The organism is Enterobacter cloacae complex sp. ECL414, from assembly GCF_021869685.1.
Taxonomy (GTDB): domain Bacteria; phylum Pseudomonadota; class Gammaproteobacteria; order Enterobacterales; family Enterobacteriaceae; genus Enterobacter; species Enterobacter kobei.
The window spans coordinates 4,576,690-4,594,995 of the sequence record NZ_CP091481.1 but is presented as its reverse complement, the minus strand read 5'-3'; the positions used below and the strand labels follow the sequence as shown (position 1 = coordinate 4,594,995).

General features: G+C 54.5%; 13 protein-coding genes, 2 tRNA genes and 2 rRNA genes. 14 read left to right on the top strand and 3 right to left on the bottom strand.

Features of this window, described 5'->3' with window-relative positions:
* Positions 1–5: 5 nt before the first annotated feature.
* Genes tatA through tatD form a run of 4 tightly spaced genes read left to right on the top strand, consistent with a single transcriptional unit; the run spans position 6 to position 2,403 of the window.
* Positions 6–260, top strand: coding sequence for a Sec-independent protein translocase subunit TatA (gene tatA / locus L3068_RS22155; protein ID WP_014885620.1), 255 nt, complete (start codon positions 6–8; stop codon positions 258–260).
* A 3-nt stretch (positions 261–263) separates the two neighbouring features.
* Positions 264–806 carry a Sec-independent protein translocase protein TatB gene (gene tatB / locus L3068_RS22150; protein ID WP_023331551.1) on the top strand — a complete coding sequence of 181 codons (543 nt, stop codon included), beginning with the start codon at positions 264–266 and terminating at the stop codon, positions 804–806.
* A gap of 2 nt (positions 807–808) precedes the next feature.
* Positions 809–1,579: a Sec-independent protein translocase subunit TatC gene (gene tatC, locus L3068_RS22145; protein ID WP_023331550.1), complete on the top strand. Its 771-nt coding sequence runs from the start codon at positions 809–811 to the stop codon at positions 1,577–1,579.
* A 41-nt stretch (positions 1,580–1,620) separates the two neighbouring features.
* Entirely contained in the window at positions 1,621–2,403 is a 783-nt protein-coding gene (tatD, locus tag L3068_RS22140; protein ID WP_032635121.1) for a 3'-5' ssDNA/RNA exonuclease TatD, read from the top strand.
* On the opposite strand, the gene rfaH is transcribed toward tatD, so the two are convergent.
* Positions 2,400–2,891, bottom strand: coding sequence for a transcription/translation regulatory transformer protein RfaH (rfaH, locus tag L3068_RS22135; RefSeq protein ID WP_020882871.1), 492 nt, complete (start codon positions 2,889–2,891; stop codon positions 2,400–2,402). The genes tatD and rfaH overlap by 4 nt on opposite strands.
* Positions 2,892–3,061: 170 nt before the next feature.
* On the opposite strand from rfaH, the gene ubiD reads away from it, so the two are divergent.
* A complete protein-coding gene (gene ubiD / locus L3068_RS22130) occupies positions 3,062–4,567 on the top strand; it encodes a 4-hydroxy-3-polyprenylbenzoate decarboxylase (RefSeq protein WP_023331547.1) in 1,506 nt (501 codons plus the stop codon).
* 30 nt (positions 4,568–4,597) lie between these two features.
* Positions 4,598–5,299 (top strand): NAD(P)H-flavin reductase, encoded by a 702-nt coding sequence (fre, locus tag L3068_RS22125; RefSeq protein ID WP_014885614.1) that lies wholly within the window; start codon positions 4,598–4,600, stop codon positions 5,297–5,299.
* 182 nt (positions 5,300–5,481) lie between these two features.
* Here the strand turns inward: fre and fadA are convergent, their stop codons facing one another.
* A complete protein-coding gene (gene fadA / locus L3068_RS22120) occupies positions 5,482–6,645 on the bottom strand; it encodes an acetyl-CoA C-acyltransferase FadA (RefSeq protein WP_008501515.1) in 1,164 nt (387 codons plus the stop codon).
* A gap of 9 nt (positions 6,646–6,654) precedes the next feature.
* Entirely contained in the window at positions 6,655–8,844 is a 2,190-nt protein-coding gene (fadB, locus tag L3068_RS22115) for a fatty acid oxidation complex subunit alpha FadB (protein ID WP_117582134.1), read from the bottom strand.
* Between the two features lie 190 nt (positions 8,845–9,034).
* Here fadB and pepQ point away from each other — a divergent pair, with 190 nt between their 5' ends.
* The 8 genes from pepQ to L3068_RS22075 all read left to right on the top strand — a co-directional run bounded on the left by pepQ (position 9,035) and on the right by L3068_RS22075 (position 18,269).
* Positions 9,035–10,366 (top strand): Xaa-Pro dipeptidase, encoded by a 1,332-nt coding sequence (pepQ, locus tag L3068_RS22110; protein WP_014885612.1) that lies wholly within the window; start codon positions 9,035–9,037, stop codon positions 10,364–10,366.
* The gene (locus L3068_RS22105; protein WP_014885611.1) at positions 10,366–10,980 is read left to right on the top strand and encodes an IMPACT family protein; all 615 of its coding nucleotides are present in this window, start codon (positions 10,366–10,368) and stop codon (positions 10,978–10,980) included. The genes pepQ and L3068_RS22105 overlap by 1 nt, the downstream gene beginning before the upstream one ends.
* 40 nt (positions 10,981–11,020) lie before the next feature.
* Positions 11,021–12,472 (top strand): Trk system potassium transporter TrkH, encoded by a 1,452-nt coding sequence (gene trkH / locus L3068_RS22100; protein ID WP_013099227.1) that lies wholly within the window; start codon positions 11,021–11,023, stop codon positions 12,470–12,472.
* Positions 12,473–12,482: 10 nt separating this feature from the next.
* Entirely contained in the window at positions 12,483–13,028 is a 546-nt protein-coding gene (gene hemG, locus L3068_RS22095) for a menaquinone-dependent protoporphyrinogen IX dehydrogenase (RefSeq protein ID WP_117582132.1), read from the top strand.
* A gap of 352 nt (positions 13,029–13,380) precedes the next feature.
* Positions 13,381–14,920: ribosomal RNA gene (locus L3068_RS22090) — 16S ribosomal RNA — on the top strand.
* A gap of 70 nt (positions 14,921–14,990) precedes the next feature.
* Positions 14,991–15,067, top strand: a tRNA-Ile gene (locus tag L3068_RS22085).
* Between the two features lie 42 nt (positions 15,068–15,109).
* Positions 15,110–15,185, top strand: a tRNA-Ala gene (locus L3068_RS22080).
* 180 nt (positions 15,186–15,365) lie between these two features.
* A 23S ribosomal RNA gene (locus L3068_RS22075) occupies positions 15,366–18,269 on the top strand.
* Together the 16S and 23S rRNA genes with 2 tRNA genes alongside form the textbook arrangement of a ribosomal RNA operon.
* Positions 18,270–18,306 lie beyond the last annotated feature (37 nt).

The window sequence follows — 18,306 nt, the reverse complement described above, 5'->3', positions numbered from 1 at the left end:
TTTGTATGGGTGGTATCAGTATCTGGCAATTAGTCATTATTGCCGTCATCGTCGTGCTGCTGTTTGGCACTAAAAAGCTCGGTTCTATCGGTTCCGATCTGGGCGCGTCTATCAAAGGCTTCAAGAAAGCAATGAGCGATGATGAGAACAAGCAGGATAAAGCCAGCCAGGATGCTGATTTTACTGCAAAATCCATCTCCGATAAGCAAGAAGAAGCCAAAAAAGAAGACGCCAAAAGCCACGATAAAGAGCAGGTGTAAGTCGTGTTCGACATTGGTTTTAGTGAGCTGCTGCTAGTCTTTGTGATTGGCCTGATCGTGCTGGGTCCGCAGCGTCTGCCCGTGGCGGTGAAAACCGTTGTGGGCTGGGTGCGTGCGCTGAGATCGCTGGCATCGACCGTTCAGAATGAACTGGCACAGGAACTTAAGCTCCAGGAGTTTCAGGAAAGCCTGAAAAAGGTCGAGAAGGCGAGCATGGATAACCTGACGCCGGAACTGAAAGCCTCAATGGATGAACTGCGCGAAGCGGCGGAATCCATGAAGCGCTCTTACAGCGTTAACGATCCTGAAAAAGCGAGCGATGAAGCGAACACCATTCATAACCCGGTGGTGAAGGACAGCGAAGCGCAACGTGAGGGCGTGACGCCAGCGAGTGCTGAGCACCAGGCCGCCGCGCCAGAACAGACGCCGCAGGAAACCGAAGTGAAAAAACAGGCGCAGCCGGAAGACCCCACGATAAAAGTGGCGGAAGCGAAACCCGTCGCGCCTGTTTCCGAATCATCCCCCTCGTCGAGTGATAAAGCGTAACCATGGCAGTAGATGATACTCAACCGCTTATTACGCACCTTATTGAGCTGCGTAAGCGCCTGTTAAACTGCATTATTGCGGTTCTGGTGATATTCCTGTGCCTGGTCTATTTCGCCAACGATATCTATCAGGTGGTCTCTGCACCGCTGATTAAGCAGATGCCGCTGGGGGCAACGATGATTGCAACAGATGTTGCCTCACCGTTCTTTACCCCTATTAAGCTCACCTTTTGGGTGTCGTTGATTGCGTCTGCACCCGTCATCCTTTATCAGGTATGGGCGTTTGTGGCACCAGCGCTGTATAAACATGAACGTAAACTGGTGATCCCGCTGCTGGTCTCCAGCTCGTTGCTGTTCTATATCGGTATGGCGTTTGCCTACTTCGTTGTCTTCCCGCTGGCCTTTGGCTTCCTGACGCACACCGCGCCGGAAGGGGTGCAGGTGTCGACAGATATCGCCAGCTATCTCAGCTTCGTCATGGCGCTGTTTATGGCGTTTGGCGTGGCATTTGAAGTGCCGGTCGCCATTGTGCTGCTTTGCTGGGTTGGGGTAACGACCCCTGAAGACCTGCGTAAAAAGCGTCCGTATATCCTGGTAGGTGCATTTGTGGTCGGCATGCTGCTCACGCCGCCGGATGTTTTCTCGCAGACGTTACTGGCCATACCGATGTATTGCCTCTTTGAGGTTGGCGTATTCTTCTCGCGTTTCTACGTGGGTAAAGGACGCCGATCGGACGATGTAGACGATGCGTCTGAAAAGACCACTGAAGAGTAAAACCAGCCGCCCGTCAGGGCGGTTGTTATATGGGGATTCGCATGTTTGATATCGGACTCAACCTGACCAGCTCGCAGTTTGCAAAAGATCGCGATGACGTTGTTGCGCGTGCTTTTGACGCCGGCGTTAAAGGACTCCTGCTGACCGGAACTAACCTTCATGAGAGCGAGCAGGCGCAGCTTCTGGCGCAACGTTATGAACACTGCTGGTCAACCGCAGGCATCCACCCTCATGACAGTAGCCAGTGGACCGAGGAGAGCGCACAAATCCTTTACAGGCTGGCGAAAACCGCTGAGGTGGTGGCCATTGGCGAGTGTGGGCTCGATTTTAACCGCAACTTCTCCACGCCTGACGAACAGGAAAAGGCATTCACTGCCCAGCTTGCTCTGGCGGCAGAGCTTGAAATGCCCGTCTTTATGCATTGCCGCGACGCGCACGAACGTTTTCTCGCGCTTCTGGATCCCTGGCTGGATAAACTCCCCGGCGCGGTGCTGCACTGCTTCACCGGTTCAAGGCAGGAGGCGCAGGAGTGCCTGGCGCGCGGGCTGTTTCTCGGCATTACCGGCTGGGTTTGTGATGAGCGCCGCGGGCTTGAGCTACGCGAGCTGTTACCGTTGATTCCGGCCGACCGTTTGCTTATTGAGACCGATGCGCCTTATCTGCTGCCGAGAGATATGACGCCCAAACCGTCATCGCGTCGAAATGAGCCTGCATACCTGGGGCACATTGTTGAGCGCGTGGCGCGATGGCGTGGAGACGATCCGCACTGGCTTTCTGCGCAGACGGATGACAACGTGCGCCATCTCTTCAGGATCAGTTTTTAAACTTTACGGAAGTCGGTATTTTTGACGCTCTGCAACACCTGCTTGTTCAGCAGGTTGAGCAACAACATGGAGCGTGCTTCACCGTCCGGCTCGGCGAAAATCGCCTGCAGGCCTTCGAATGCACCTTCCGTAATGACGACGCTATCACCCGCGTAAGGGGTTTCCGGGTCGGTGATCCCTTCGGGCTGTTGATACACCGAAAGCTGATGAATGACCGTCGACGGAACGGTGGCCGGGTGGGCGCCAAAACGAACGAAGTGGCTGACGCCGCGCGTTGCGCTGATGGTGGTGGTGTGGATCACCTCAGGGTCGAACTCCACGAACAGGTAGTTCGGGAATAACGGCTCACTGACGGTTGTGCGCTTCCCGCGCTGCATTTTTTCAAGCGTGATCACGGGTGTCAGACAATTTACAGACTGACGTTCAAGATGTTCCTGCGCGCGCTGAAGTTGCCCGCGTTTGCAATACAGTAAATACCAGGCCTGCATAATCACTCTTTCCCTTAGTTCGGGGCGCAAGCATATCAAAACCCTGGAGGGATCGCTAAGTTGATTATAATGGGTGAACCTGGAACAGAACGCATAAGTTCACGCTAATTTAACAAAATTACAGCATCAAGCAGGCTTACGCCGTATAATGAAGCGCTTACAGAGAGGCCATGACTAACTGCATGAAATACCACGATCTCCGCGACTTCCTGACGCTGCTGGAAAAGCAGGGCGAACTCAAACGCATTACACTTCCTGTTGATCCTTATCTGGAAATGACAGAAATTGCTGACCGCACCCTGCGTGCCGGTGGCCCCGCGTTACTCTTTGAAAATCCGAAAGGTTACTCCATGCCGGTGCTGTGCAACCTGTTTGGTACACCGCGTCGTGTCGCATTGGGGATGGGGCAGGAAGACGTTACCGCGTTGCGTGAAGTGGGTAAGCTGCTGGCATTTCTGAAAGAGCCAGAGCCACCGAAAGGCTTCCGCGATCTGTTCGACAAGCTGCCGCAGTTTAAGCAAGTGCTGAACATGCCAACCAAACGCCTGCGCGGTGCGCCGTGCCAGCAAAAAGTGCTGGAAGGCGATGCGGTTGATTTGACCAAAATTCCCATTATGCAGTGCTGGCCTGAAGATGCTGCGCCGCTGATCACCTGGGGTTTGACCGTCACGCGCGGTCCGCATAAAGAACGGCAAAATCTGGGTATTTACCGCCAGCAGTTGATTGGTAAGAATAAGCTCATCATGCGCTGGCTGTCGCATCGCGGCGGCGCGCTGGATTTCCAGGAGTGGTGCGCTGCGCATCCGGGTGAACGTTTCCCGGTCTCTGTCGCCTTAGGCGCTGACCCGGCCACTATTCTGGGAGCCGTCACACCCGTGCCGGATACGCTCTCTGAATATGCGTTTGCCGGCCTGCTGCGCGGGACAAAAACCGAAGTCGTGAAGTGTATTTCGAACGATCTCGAAGTTCCGGCCAGTGCGGAAATTGTGCTGGAAGGTTACCTTGAGCAGGGCGAACTGGCACCGGAAGGCCCTTACGGCGACCACACCGGTTATTACAACGAAGTGGATAACTTCCCGGTGTTTACCGTTACGCACATTACGCAGCGTGAAGATGCGATTTATCACTCTACCTACACCGGTCGTCCACCGGATGAACCCGCAGTACTGGGGGTGGCGCTGAATGAAGTATTTGTGCCGATCCTGCAAAAGCAGTTCCCGGAAATCGTTGATTTTTACCTGCCCCCTGAAGGGTGCTCGTATCGCCTGGCGGTAGTGACGATGAAGAAGCAGTATCCCGGTCATGCGAAACGCGTGATGATGGGCGTCTGGTCTTTCCTGCGCCAGTTTATGTATACCAAATTTGTTATTGTCTGCGATGATGACGTTAACGCTCGCGACTGGAATGACGTCATTTGGGCGATTACCACGCGAATGGACCCGGCGCGCGATACGGTGTTAGTCGAGAACACGCCGATAGATTACCTGGACTTTGCCTCGCCGGTTTCCGGTCTTGGCTCAAAAATGGGACTGGATGCCACAAATAAATGGCCTGGCGAAACCGACCGTGAATGGGGTCGCCCGATCAAAAAAGATCCTGCCGTGACCGCGCGTATTGACGCGATCTGGGATGAACTGGCCATAATGAATAACGGTAAACCTGAAACAGGCCGTTAAGCCCTATAGACTTCACGACAGAGAGAGCGAATGACAACCTTAAGCTGTAAAGTGACCTCGGTAGATGCCATCACCGACACCGTATATCGCGTCCGTTTAGTGCCAGAAGCGGCATTCTCTTTCCGCGCTGGTCAGTACTTAATGGTAGTGATGGATGAGCGTGATAAGCGTCCTTTCTCTATGGCCTCTACGCCAGCAGAGAAAGAATTTATTGAGCTGCATATTGGTGCGTCTGAGCTTAACCTGTACGCGATGGCCGTTATGGACCGCATCCTGAAAGAACGTGAGATTGTGGTCGACATCCCTCACGGCGAAGCGTGGCTGCGCGATGACGAAGATCGTCCGCTGATCCTGATCGCTGGCGGTACGGGATTCTCTTATGTGCGCTCTATTCTGTTGACCGCTCTGGCACGTAACCCGGACCGTGACATCACCATTTACTGGGGTGGCCGCGAAGAGAAACATCTGTATGACCTGTCTGAGCTGGAAGCGCTGAGCGTAACCCATCCTAACCTGCGCATTGAGCCGGTGGTTGAGCAGCCGGAAGAGGGCTGGCGTGGGCGTAGCGGTACCGTGCTGACGGCGGTATTGCAGGATCACGGCACGCTGGCAGGACACGATATCTATATCGCAGGTCGTTTCGAGATGGCGAAAATCGCCCGGGACCTGTTCTGTAACGAACGTGACGCGCGTGAAGATCGCCTGTTTGGCGATGCGTTTGCCTTCATTTAAATAAAAAACCCGCCCCTGACAGGCGGGAAGAACGGCAACTAAACTCTCTCTCTTCGCCAATGACGCCATAACTGCGTTGGCTGCGCTCGTTCACCCGAATCACTTACTTGAGTAAGCTCATCGGGGTTCGCTCGCTTGCCGCCTTGTTCTGACGTCATTGGCTTTGAGATACTTTTCCTGATTTACACTCTCTCAAACACCGTCGCGATACCCTGACCCAACCCGATGCACATTGTTGCCAGTCCGAACTGGGCATCTTTGCGCTCCATCAGATTAATCAGCGTCGTGCTGATACGCGCCCCGGAGCAACCGAGTGGGTGGCCGAGGGCGATCGCGCCGCCGTTGAGGTTAATTTTCTCGTCGATCTGTTCCATCAGCCCCAGATCTTTAATGCACGGCAGGATCTGCGCGGCGAAGGCTTCGTTCATCTCGAACAGATCGATGTCGCTGGCGGTTAGTCCCGCTTTTTTCAGCGCCAGCTTCGAGGCCGGAACCGGGCCGTAACCCATGATTGAAGGATCGCAGCCCACGACAGCCATCGAACGTACCCGAGCGCGTGGGGTTAACCCCAGCTCACGGGCGCGGCTTTCGCTCATCACCAGCATCGCCGCTGCTCCGTCGGACAGCGCCGACGAGGTACCTGCCGTGACCGTACCGGTGACCGGATCAAATGCCGGACGCAACGTAGAAAGTGCTTCCACCGTTGTTTCCGGGCGGATCACTTCGTCGTAGCTGAACTGCTTCAGAACACCGTCCGCATCGTGACCGCCGGTAGGGATGATCTCGTTTTTAAATGCGCCGGACTGCGTGGCAGCCCAGGCGCGGGCATGGGAACGTGCGGCAAACGCATCCTGCATTTCACGACTGATGCCGTGCAGGCGGGAGAGCATCTCCGCGGTGAGACCCATCATTCCCGCAGCTTTTGCTACGTTACGGCTCATCCCCGGATGGAAATCGACGCCGTGGCTCATCGGGACGTGCCCCATATGCTCCACACCGCCCACCAGGCAGGCCTGAGCATCGCCGGTCATGATCATACGTGCCGCATCGTGCAGCGCCTGCATGGACGAACCGCACAGACGGTTAACGGTGACGGCCGGAACCGAATGCGGGATCTCCGCCAGCAGTGACGCATTACGCGCGATATTGAAGCCCTGCTCCAGGGTCTGCTGCACGCAGCCCCAGTAGATATCGTCGAGCGCGGCGGGGTCCAACGCCGGATTACGCGCCAGCAGGCTACGCATCAGGTGTGCGGAGAGGTCTTCCGCGCGCACGTTACGGAATGCGCCGCCTTTTGAACGGCCCATCGGGGTGCGAATCGCATCAACAATGACAACCTTTTCCATTGTGACTCCTTAAGCCGTTTTCAGCTCGCCAACCGGACGGGCTGGCTCAACTGCTGGGTAATAGGGTTCGTTATGGCGCGCTTTGTTGCGCAGCCCTTCAGGCACTTCATAGAGCGGGCCGAGGTGCTGATACTGCTGAGCCATATCGAGATAGCGGGCGCTGCCGATGGTGTCCAGCCAGCGGAATGCGCCACCGTGGAACGGAGGGAAGCCCAGGCCGTATACCAGCGCCATATCCGCTTCGGCCGGGCTGGCGATAATGCCTTCTTCCAGACAACGCACCACTTCGTTGATCATCGGGATCATCATGCGGGCGATGATCTCATCGTCGGTGAAGTCACGTTTTGACTGGCATACGTCGGCCAACAGGCCATCCACCGCCGCATCCTCTTCTTTCTTCGGTTTGCCTTTGCTGTCTTCTTTATAGCGCCAGAAGCCCAGGCCGTTTTTCTGACCGAAGCGGTTAGCGTCGAACAGGGCGTCAATCGCGTCGCGATAATCTTTCTGCATGCGCTGCGGGAAGCCCGCCGCCATCACCGCCTGGGCGTGATGGGCGGTATCAATACCGACCACGTCCAGCAGATACGCCGGGCCCATCGGCCAGCCGAACTGTTTTTCCATCACTTTGTCGATTTTGCGGAAGTCTGCCCCGTCGCGCAGCAGCTGGCTGAAACCGGCGAAGTAAGGGAACAGTACGCGGTTGACGAAGAAGCCCGGGCAGTCGTTAACAACGATCGGCGTTTTGCCCATCTTGCTTGCCCACGCCACCACTTTGGCGATGGTTTCGTCAGAGGTTTTTTCCCCTCGGATCACTTCGACCAGTGGCATACGGTGTACCGGGTTGAAGAAGTGCATTCCGCAGAAGTTTTCCGGACGCTTCAGTACGCTCGCCAGTTCGCTAATCGGAATAGTCGAGGTATTTGAGGCCAGTACGGTATCCGGACGAACTTTGTCTTCCGTTTCCGCCAGCACCGCTTTTTTGACTTTCGGGTTCTCTACGACCGCCTCAACGACCACGTCCACACGATCAAAACCGCTGTATTCCAGCACAGGCTGAATGGTGGAGATCACGCCCGCGAGCTTCAGCCCGTCAATTTTGCCGCGCTCCAGCTGTTTATTCAGCAGCTTGGCCGCTTCGGTCATGCCCAGCGTCAGGGATTTCTCGTTAATGTCTTTCATCACTACCGGCACGCCTTTCCAGGCTGACTGGTAGGCGATGCCGCCACCCATAATGCCCGCCCCGAGTACCGCCGCGTGTTTTGGGGTCTCAACGTTTTTGGTCAGCTGTTTAGCTTTGCCTTTCACGAACTGATCGTTCAGGAAGATACCAACCAGCGCGCGGGCTTCGTTGGTGTGCGCCAGCGGGACGAAGCTCTGATTTTCCAGTTTCAGGGCTTCGTCACGGCCCAGACGGGCGGCCGCTTCAATGGTTTTCACTGCCGTAATCGGCGCCGGGTAGTGTTTACCCGCCGTCTGCATCACCATGCCTTTGGCGATGGTGAAGCTCATGGTGGCTTCTATCTTACTGAGTTTTAACGGCTCAAGCTTCGGCTGGCGTTTGGCTTTCCAGTCGAGATCGCCATTAATCGCCTGATGCAGAATGGCCAGAGCGCCTTCAACCAGTTTTTCTGGCTTAACCACGCCGTCCACCAGGCCGATTTTCTGCGCCTGTTCCGCGCCGACATCTTTACCGGCGGCAATGATCTCCAGCGCGCTGTCAGCACCCAGCATGCGCGGCATACGGACGGATCCGCCAAAGCCAGGCATGATCCCCAGTTTGGTTTCCGGCAGGCCGATACGCAGATCCGGCGTGGCCAGACGGTAGTCGGTCGCCAGCACGCACTCGCAGCCACCGCCTAATGCGTAACCATTAACGGCGGAAATAGTCGGAACAGGCAGGTCTTCCAGACGGTTAAAGACGCTGTTAGCAAAGTGCAGCCACTGGCTCAACTGTTCTTCAGGCACCTGGAACAGGGAAAGGAATTCGGTGATATCGGCACCGACGATAAAGGCTGCTTTGTTTGAGCGCAGCATCAGCCCTTTTAATTCAGTTTGCTTTTCAAGTACTTCCAACGCCTGGCCAAGACTGGCCACGGTCGCGGTATCAAGCTTGTTCACTGAGCCGGGAGCATCGAACACCAGTTCGGCAATGCCATCTTCCAGCCAGTTGAGGTACAGGGTGTCGCCTTTGTAGAGCATGTCAGTCTCCTGAATCCAGCAATTGGATCTGGTCATACCAGATGAAACGGAGTGTGGGATTTATGTTAATAAAATGCAAATTACTCATTAAGAAATTGCTGCATTGATCACGGTCGGTGGAAATCACGCAGCCGGAGCGAGGTGTGCTAAGATGCGATGACTTGAGGTCAAAAAAACGAAAGGAAGAATGATGGACTCACTGGCTTCGCTTTATAAAAATCATATCGTTACTCTACAGGAACGTACCCGCGATGTACTGGCCCGCTTCAAACTGGATGCTCTGCTTATCCATTCCGGCGAGCTGATAAACACATTTCTTGATGACCATGCCTATCCGTTCAAGGTTAACCCGCAGTTTAAAGCCTGGGTGCCTGTTACTCAGGTGCCTAACTGCTGGTTGCTGGTGGATGGCGTGAACAAGCCGAAACTGTGGTTCTACCTGCCGGTCGATTACTGGCACAACGTGGAACCGCTGCCGACCTCTTTCTGGACGGAAGAAATTGACGTGATTGCGCTGCCAAAAGCGGACGGCATTGGCAGCCAGCTGCCTGCTGCGCGCGGTAATATCGCCTATATTGGCCCGGTTCCGGAGCGTGCATTGGGTCTGGATATCCCCGCGGACAAACTCAACCCGAAAGGGGTGCTGGACTTCCTGCATTACTACCGCGCGTACAAAACCGATTACGAACTTTACTGCATGCGTGAAGCGCAAAAAACGGCGGTGAATGGCCATCGTGCCGCACACGAGGCGTTCCAGTCCGGCATGAGCGAATTCGATATCAACCAGGCGTACCTGACCGCGACCGGCCACCGTGATACCGACGTGCCATACAGCAATATTGTCGCGCTGAATGAGCATGCTTCTGTTCTTCACTACACCAAACTGGACCATCAGGTTCCGTCGGAAATGCGCAGCTTCCTGCTTGATGCCGGTGCTGAGTACAACGGTTATGCGGCTGACCTGACCCGTACCTGGGCGGCTAATGCTGACACCGATTTCGCGCAGCTGATTAAAGACGTGAACGATGAGCAACTGGCGCTTATTGGTACCATGAAAGCCGGTACCAGCTACGTGGATTATCACGTTCAGTTCCATCAGCGCATCGCGAAGCTGCTGCGTAAGCATCAGATTGTGAAAGACATGAGTGAAGAGGCAATGGTCGAGAACGATCTCACCGGGCCATTCATGCCGCACGGTATTGGTCACCCGCTGGGCCTGCAGGTTCACGACGTCGCTGGCTTTATGCAGGATGATACCGGTACGCATCTTGCGGCACCGTCTAAATATCCTTACCTGCGCTGCACCCGTATTCTTGAGCCGCGTATGGTGTTGACGATTGAACCGGGGATCTACTTTATTGAATCCCTGCTGGCGCCATGGCGTGAAGGTCAGTTCAGCAAACACTTCAACTGGGAAAAAATTGACGCACTGAAACCGTTTGGCGGTATTCGTATCGAAGATAACGTGGTGATTCACGAGAACGGTATCGAGAATATGACGCGAGACCTGAAGCTGGCCTGATGGAAAGCTGGCTGATACCGGCTGAACCGGTCACCTTTGTTGAGGAAATCAAGAAAAGCCGCTTTATTACGCTGCTGGCACACACCGACGGCGTTGAAGCGGCAAAGGCATTTGTCGAGTCTGTCCGGGCTGAGCATCCTGACGCACGTCACCACTGTGTGGCGTGGGTGGCAGGGCCCCCGGACGATTCGCAACAGCTTGGCTTTTCCGATGACGGTGAACCCGCGGGAACCGCCGGTAAACCCATGCTCTCGCAGCTGATGGGCAGCGGCGTGGGTGAAATTACCGCCGTGGTGGTGCGTTACTACGGCGGCATCTTGTTAGGCACGGGCGGGCTGGTGAAAGCCTATGGCGGTGGCGTTCAGCAGGCACTGAATATATTGACGACCACCCGCAAAACGCCGCTCACCGAATATACTCTATTGTGCGATTACGCCCAATTATCCGGCATCGAAGCGTTGCTGAAACAGTTTAATGGCGTTATCGCGCACAGTGACTTTCAGGCGATGGTTCAATTACGCGTGGCGCTTCCTCAGGCGGAGCTGGCTGCTTTTTCAGCAAAACTGGCAGATTTTAGTCGCGGTTCGTTGCAATTACTGCCGATTGAAGAATAATCCCCACCTACTTTTTTGGATACCAAAGGAAGCGGCAGAGATGCATTTTCGTGCCATAACCCGAATCGTTGGACTGCTGGTCATACTTTTTTCCGGGACGATGATTCTCCCAGGACTGGTGGCGCTTATCTACCGGGACGGCGCGGGGCGGGCATTTACCCAGACCTTTTTTGTCGCACTGGCGATTGGCTCGCTGCTGTGGTGGCCGAATCGTCGTCAGAAAGGTGAGCTGAAATCCCGCGAAGGCTTTCTGATCGTGGTGCTGTTCTGGACGGTGCTGGGGAGCGTGGGTTCGCTGCCCTTTATCTTCTCCGAGCAACCTAACCTCAGCATCACGGATGCCTTTTTTGAATCGTTCTCGGGGTTAACGACCACCGGGGCGACGACGCTGGTGGGTCTGGATTCATTACCCCACGCCATCCTCTTTTATCGCCAGATGCTGCAGTGGTTCGGCGGTATGGGGATCATCGTTCTGGCGGTAGCTATTCTGCCCATTCTGGGCGTCGGTGGGATGCAGTTGTACAGGGCTGAAATGCCCGGGCCGCTGAAAGATAACAAGATGCGCCCGCGTATTGCCGAGACGGCGAAAACCCTGTGGCTGATTTATGTCCTGCTGACGGTGGCCTGTGCGCTGGCGCTCTGGTTTGCCGGGATGCCTGCTTTTGATGCCATCGGACACAGCTTTGCGACAATCGCTATCGGCGGGTTCTCCACCCACGATGCCAGCGTAGGCTACTTCGATAGCCCAACGATCAACACCATCATTGCGATTTTCCTGCTGATTTCTGGCTGTAACTATGGCCTGCACTTCTCTTTACTGAGCGGGCGAAGCCTGAAGGTGTACTGGCGCGACCCTGAGTTCCGCATGTTTATTGGTGTCCAGCTTACGCTGGTCGTCATCTGTACCCTGGTGCTGTGGTTCCATGATGTTTACAACTCCGCGCTGACGACCCTAAACCAGGCGTTCTTCCAGGTGGTATCCATGGCGACGACGGCCGGATTTACCACGGACAGTATTGCGCGCTGGCCGCTGTTCCTTCCGGTACTCCTGCTGTGCTCTGCGTTTATTGGCGGCTGCGCCGGGTCGACGGGCGGTGGCCTGAAGGTGATTCGTATTCTGCTGCTGTTCAAGCAGGGCAACCGTGAGCTGAAACGACTGGTCCACCCGAACGCGGTCTACAGCATTAAACTGGGGAACCGCGCGCTGCCGGAACGTATTCTCGAAGCCGTATGGGGCTTTTTCTCGGCGTATGCGCTGGTCTTTATCGTCAGTATGCTGGCGATCATCGCGACGGGGGTGGATGATTTCTCCGCCTTTGCGTCCGTCGTCGCAACATTGAATAACCTCGGGCCAGGCCTGGGGGTCGTGGCGGATAACTTTGCCAGCATGAACCCGGTCGCGAAATGGATCCTCATTGCTAATATGCTGTTTGGTCGTCTTGAGGTCTTTACGCTGCTGGTGCTCTTCACCCCAACATTCTGGCGCGAATAAGGAGCCGTTGATGAAAACACTGATTCTTTTCTCTACGCGAGACGGGCAAACGCGTGAGATTGCCGCGTATCTGGCGTCGGAATTAAAAGAACTGGGTATTTACTCGGATGTGGTGAACCTGAATCGCGCGGAGCAGATTACCTGGCAGGAGTACGATCGCGTGGTGATTGGCGCCTCTATTCGTTACGGGCATTTCCATCCAGCGCTGGATCGCTTCGTGAAAAAGCACACAGCGGTGCTCAACACACTGCCCGGCGCGTTTTACTCGGTCAATCTGGTTGCGCGTAAAGCCGAGAAGCGTACGCCGCAGACCAACAGCTATACGCGCAAGTTTTTACTCAACTCACCGTGGCAGCCAGACCTGTGCGCGGTTTTTGCTGGTGCGCTGCGTTACCCTCGATACCGTTGGTATGACCGTTTCATGATCCGCCTGATTATGAAAATGACTGGTGGTGAAACCGATACCCGTAAAGAAGTGGTTTATACCGACTGGTCGCAGGTGGCCAGTTTTGCGCGGGAAATCGCACATTTAACGAACGATGCGCGACTTAAATAAGCGTTAAGTTTGAAAAGTGAGCGAACAAAAAGTTTTTTGTATTTTGTGCTTGTCACTGTGAAATAACTCCCTATAATGCGCCTCCACTGACACGGAACAACGGCACACACGCCGCCGGGTCAGCAGAGAAAAGCAAAATAAACGCTTGACTCTGAAGCGGGAAGGCGTAATATGCACACCCCGCGCCGCAGCGAAAACGAAGCGGCACTGCTCTTTAACAATTTATCAGACAATCTGTGTGGGCACTCAAAGTGACATGGATTCTTAATGTCTTCGGACAATAAATGAATACCAAGTCTCTGAGTGAACATACGTAATTCATTACGAAGTTTAATTCACGAGCATCAAACTTAAATTGAAGAGTTTGATCATGGCTCAGATTGAACGCTGGCGGCAGGCCTAACACATGCAAGTCGAACGGTAGCACAGAGAGCTTGCTCTCGGGTGACGAGTGGCGGACGGGTGAGTAATGTCTGGGAAACTGCCTGATGGAGGGGGATAACTACTGGAAACGGTAGCTAATACCGCATAACGTCGCAAGACCAAAGAGGGGGACCTTCGGGCCTCTTGCCATCAGATGTGCCCAGATGGGATTAGCTAGTAGGTGGGGTAACGGCTCACCTAGGCGACGATCCCTAGCTGGTCTGAGAGGATGACCAGCCACACTGGAACTGAGACACGGTCCAGACTCCTACGGGAGGCAGCAGTGGGGAATATTGCACAATGGGCGCAAGCCTGATGCAGCCATGCCGCGTGTATGAAGAAGGCCTTCGGGTTGTAAAGTACTTTCAGCGGGGAGGAAGGTGTTGTGGTTAATAACCGCAGCAATTGACGTTACCCGCAGAAGAAGCACCGGCTAACTCCGTGCCAGCAGCCGCGGTAATACGGAGGGTGCAAGCGTTAATCGGAATTACTGGGCGTAAAGCGCACGCAGGCGGTCTGTCAAGTCGGATGTGAAATCCCCGGGCTCAACCTGGGAACTGCATTCGAAACTGGCAGGCTAGAGTCTTGTAGAGGGGGGTAGAATTCCAGGTGTAGCGGTGAAATGCGTAGAGATCTGGAGGAATACCGGTGGCGAAGGCGGCCCCCTGGACAAAGACTGACGCTCAGGTGCGAAAGCGTGGGGAGCAAACAGGATTAGATACCCTGGTAGTCCACGCCGTAAACGATGTCGACTTGGAGGTTGTGCCCTTGAGGCGTGGCTTCCGGAGCTAACGCGTTAAGTCGACCGCCTGGGGAGTACGGCCGCAAGGTTAAAACTCAAATGAATTGACGGGGGCCCGCACAAGCGGTGGAGCATGTGGTTTAATTCGATGCAACGCGAAGAACCTTACCTACTCTTGACATCCAGAGAACTTTCCAGAGATGGATTGGTGCCTTCGGGAACTCTGAGACAGGTGCTGCATGGCTGTCGTCAGCTCGTGTTGTGAAATGTTGGGTTAAGTCCCGCAACGAGCGCAACCCTTATCCTTTGTTGCCAGCGGTCCGGCCGGGAACTCAAAGGAGACTGCCAGTGATAAACTGGAGGAAGGTGGGGATGACGTCAAGTCATCATGGCCCTTACGAGTAGGGCTACACACGTGCTACAATGGCGCATACAAAGAGAAGCGACCTCGCGAGAGCAAGCGGACCTCATAAAGTGCGTCGTAGTCCGGATTGGAGTCTGCAACTCGACTCCATGAAGTCGGAATCGCTAGTAATCGTAGATCAGAATGCTACGGTGAATACGTTCCCGGGCCTTGTACACACCGCCCGTCACACCATGGGAGTGGGTTGCAAAAGAAGTAGGTAGCTTAACCTTCGGGAGGGCGCTTACCACTTTGTGATTCATGACTGGGGTGAAGTCGTAACAAGGTAACCGTAGGGGAACCTGCGGTTGGATCACCTCCTTACCTTAAAGAACCTGCCTTTGCAGTGCTCACACAGATTGTCTGATGAAAAAACAGCAGTAAAAATCTCTGCAGGCTTGTAGCTCAGGTGGTTAGAGCGCACCCCTGATAAGGGTGAGGTCGGTGGTTCAAGTCCACTCAGGCCTACCAAACTCCTTTTAAAGGATGAGCGGTACAGAGATTACAAACGATGGGGCTATAGCTCAGCTGGGAGAGCGCCTGCTTTGCACGCAGGAGGTCTGCGGTTCGATCCCGCATAGCTCCACCATCTTTTACTGCGAACACAAGAAAACTTCAGAGTGAACCTGAAAAGGTGCACTGCGAAGTTTTGCTCTTTAAAAATCTGGATCAAGCTGAAAATTGAAACGACACACATGTTATGTGTGTTCGAGTCTCTCAAATTTTCGCAAACCGATGGTGAATCGAAAGAAACATCTTCGGGTTGTGAGGTTAAGCGACTAAGCGTACACGGTGGATGCCCTGGCAGTCAGAGGCGATGAAGGACGTGCTAATCTGCGAAAAGCGCCGGCGAGGTGATATGAACCTTTGACCCGGCGATGTCCGAATGGGGAAACCCAGTGTGATTCGTCACACTATCGTTAACTGAATACATAGGTTAACGAGGCGAACCGGGGGAACTGAAACATCTAAGTACCCCGAGGAAAAGAAATCAACCGAGATTCCCCCAGTAGCGGCGAGCGAACGGGGAGCAGCCCGGAGTCTGAATCAGCTTGTGTGTTAGTGGAACGGTCTGGAAAGTCCGACGGTACAGGGTGATAGTCCCGTACACGAAAATGCACAGGTTGTGAACTCGAAGAGTAGGGCGGGACACGTGGTATCCTGTCTGAATATGGGGGGACCATCCTCCAAGGCTAAATACTCCTGACTGACCGATAGTGAACCAGTACCGTGAGGGAAAGGCGAAAAGAACCCCGGCGAGGGGAGTGAAAAAGAACCTGAAACCGTGTACGTACAAGCAGTGGGAGCCTCTTTATGGGGTGACTGCGTACCTTTTGTATAATGGGTCAGCGACTTATATTCTGTAGCAAGGTTAACCGTATAGGGGAGCCGAAGGGAAACCGAGTCTTAACTGGGCGTTAAGTTGCAGGGTATAGACCCGAAACCCGGTGATCTAGCCATGGGCAGGTTGAAGGTTGGGTAACACTAACTGGAGGACCGAACCGACTAATGTTGAAAAATTAGCGGATGACCTGTGGCTGGGGGTGAAAGGCCAATCAAACCGGGAGATAGCTGGTTCTCCCCGAAAGCTATTTAGGTAGCGCCTCGTGAACTCATCTTCGGGGGTAGAGCACTGTTTCGGCTAGGGGGCCATCCCGGCTTACCAACCCGATGCAAACTACGAATACCGAAGAATGTTATCACGGGAGACACACGGCGGGTGCTAACGTCCGTCGTGAAGAGGGAAACAACCCAGACCGCCAGCTAAGGTCCCAAAGTCATGGTTAAGTGGGAAACGATGTGGGAAGGCACAGACAGCCAGGATGTTGGCTTAGAAGCAGCCATCATTTAAAGAAAGCGTAATAGCTCACTGGTCGAGTCGGCCTGCGCGGAAGATGTAACGGGGCTAAACCATGCACCGAAGCTGCGGCAGCGACACTATGTGTTGTTGGGTAGGGGAGCGTTCTGTAAGCCGTTGAAGGTGGCCTGTGAGGGTTGCTGGAGGTATCAGAAGTGCGAATGCTGACATAAGTAACGATAAAGCGGGTGAAAAGCCCGCTCGCCGGAAGACCAAGGGTTCCTGTCCAACGTTAATCGGGGCAGGGTGAGTCGACCCCTAAGGCGAGGCCGAAAGGCGTAGTCGATGGGAAACAGGTTAATATTCCTGTACTTGGTGTTACTGCGAAGGGGGGACGGAGAAGGCTATGTTAGCCGGGCGACGGTTGTCCCGGTTTAAGCATGTAGGCGGAGGTTCCAGGTAAATCCGGTACCTTTTAACGCTGAGGTGTGATGACGAGGCACTACGGTGCTGAAGTAACAAATGCCCTGCTTCCAGGAAAAGCCTCTAAGCATCAGGTAACATCAAATCGTACCCCAAACCGACACAGGTGGTCAGGTAGAGAATACCAAGGCGCTTGAGAGAACTCGGGTGAAGGAACTAGGCAAAATGGTGCCGTAACTTCGGGAGAAGGCACGCTGATATGTAGGTGAAGCCCCTGCGGGTGGAGCTGAAATCAGTCGAAGATACCAGCTGGCTGCAACTGTTTATTAAAAACACAGCACTGTGCAAACACGAAAGTGGACGTATACGGTGTGACGCCTGCCCGGTGCCGGAAGGTTAATTGATGGGGTTAGCGGTAACGCGAAGCTCTTGATCGAAGCCCCGGTAAACGGCGGCCGTAACTATAACGGTCCTAAGGTAGCGAAATTCCTTGTCGGGTAAGTTCCGACCTGCACGAATGGCGTAATGATGGCCAGGCTGTCTCCACCCGAGACTCAGTGAAATTGAACTCGCTGTGAAGATGCAGTGTACCCGCGGCAAGACGGAAAGACCCCGTGAACCTTTACTATAGCTTGACACTGAACACTGGTCCTTGATGTGTAGGATAGGTGGGAGGCTTTGAAGCGTGGACGCCAGTCTGCGTGGAGCCAACCTTGAAATACCACCCTTTAATGGCTGGTGTTCTAACGTAGACCCGTGATCCGGGTTGCGGACAGTGTCTGGTGGGTAGTTTGACTGGGGCGGTCTCCTCCCAAAGAGTAACGGAGGAGCACGAAGGTTAGCTAATCCTGGTCGGACATCAGGAGGTTAGTGCAATGGCATAAGCTAGCTTGACTGCGAGAGTGACGGCTCGAGCAGGTGCGAAAGCAGGTCATAGTGATCCGGTGGTTCTGAATGGAAGGGCCATCGCTCAACGGATAAAAGGTACTCCGGGGATAACAGGCTGATACCGCCCAAGAGTTCATATCGACGGCGGTGTTTGGCACCTCGATGTCGGCTCATCACATCCTGGGGCTGAAGTAGGTCCCAAGGGTATGGCTGTTCGCCATTTAAAGTGGTACGCGAGCTGGGTTTAGAACGTCGTGAGACAGTTCGGTCCCTATCTGCCGTGGGCGCTGGAGAATTGAGGGGGGCTGCTCCTAGTACGAGAGGACCGGAGTGGACGCATCACTGGTGTTCGGGTTGTCATGCCAATGGCACTGCCCGGTAGCTAAATGCGGAAGAGATAAGTGCTGAAAGCATCTAAGCACGAAACTTGCCCCGAGATGAGTTCTCCCTGAGACTATAAGTCTCCTGAAGGAACGTTGAAGACGACGACGTTGATAGGTCGGGTGTGTAAGCGCAGCGATGCGTTGAGCTAACCGATACTAATGAACCGTGAGGCTTAACCTTACAACGCCGAAGGTGTTTTGGCGGTGAGAGACGATTT

Excerpts from the sequence above, each read along its gene's own strand:
- tatA (WP_014885620.1), top strand. The coding sequence starts at position 6 with ATGGGTGGTATCAGTATCTGGCAATTAGTCATTATTGCCGTCATCGTC.
- tatC (WP_023331550.1), top strand. The coding sequence starts at position 809 with ATGGCAGTAGATGATACTCAACCGCTTATTACGCACCTTATTGAGCTG.
- tatD (WP_032635121.1), top strand. The coding sequence starts at position 1,621 with ATGTTTGATATCGGACTCAACCTGACCAGCTCGCAGTTTGCAAAAGAT.
- rfaH (WP_020882871.1), bottom strand. The coding sequence starts at position 2,891 with ATGCAGGCCTGGTATTTACTGTATTGCAAACGCGGGCAACTTCAGCGC.
- ubiD (WP_023331547.1), top strand. The coding sequence starts at position 3,062 with ATGACTAACTGCATGAAATACCACGATCTCCGCGACTTCCTGACGCTG.
- fre (WP_014885614.1), top strand. The coding sequence starts at position 4,598 with ATGACAACCTTAAGCTGTAAAGTGACCTCGGTAGATGCCATCACCGAC.
- fadA (WP_008501515.1), bottom strand. The coding sequence starts at position 6,645 with ATGGAAAAGGTTGTCATTGTTGATGCGATTCGCACCCCGATGGGCCGT.
- fadB (WP_117582134.1), bottom strand. The coding sequence starts at position 8,844 with ATGCTCTACAAAGGCGACACCCTGTACCTCAACTGGCTGGAAGATGGC.
- pepQ (WP_014885612.1), top strand. The coding sequence starts at position 9,035 with ATGGACTCACTGGCTTCGCTTTATAAAAATCATATCGTTACTCTACAG.
- L3068_RS22105 (WP_014885611.1), top strand. The coding sequence starts at position 10,366 with ATGGAAAGCTGGCTGATACCGGCTGAACCGGTCACCTTTGTTGAGGAA.
- trkH (WP_013099227.1), top strand. The coding sequence starts at position 11,021 with ATGCATTTTCGTGCCATAACCCGAATCGTTGGACTGCTGGTCATACTT.
- hemG (WP_117582132.1), top strand. The coding sequence starts at position 12,483 with ATGAAAACACTGATTCTTTTCTCTACGCGAGACGGGCAAACGCGTGAG.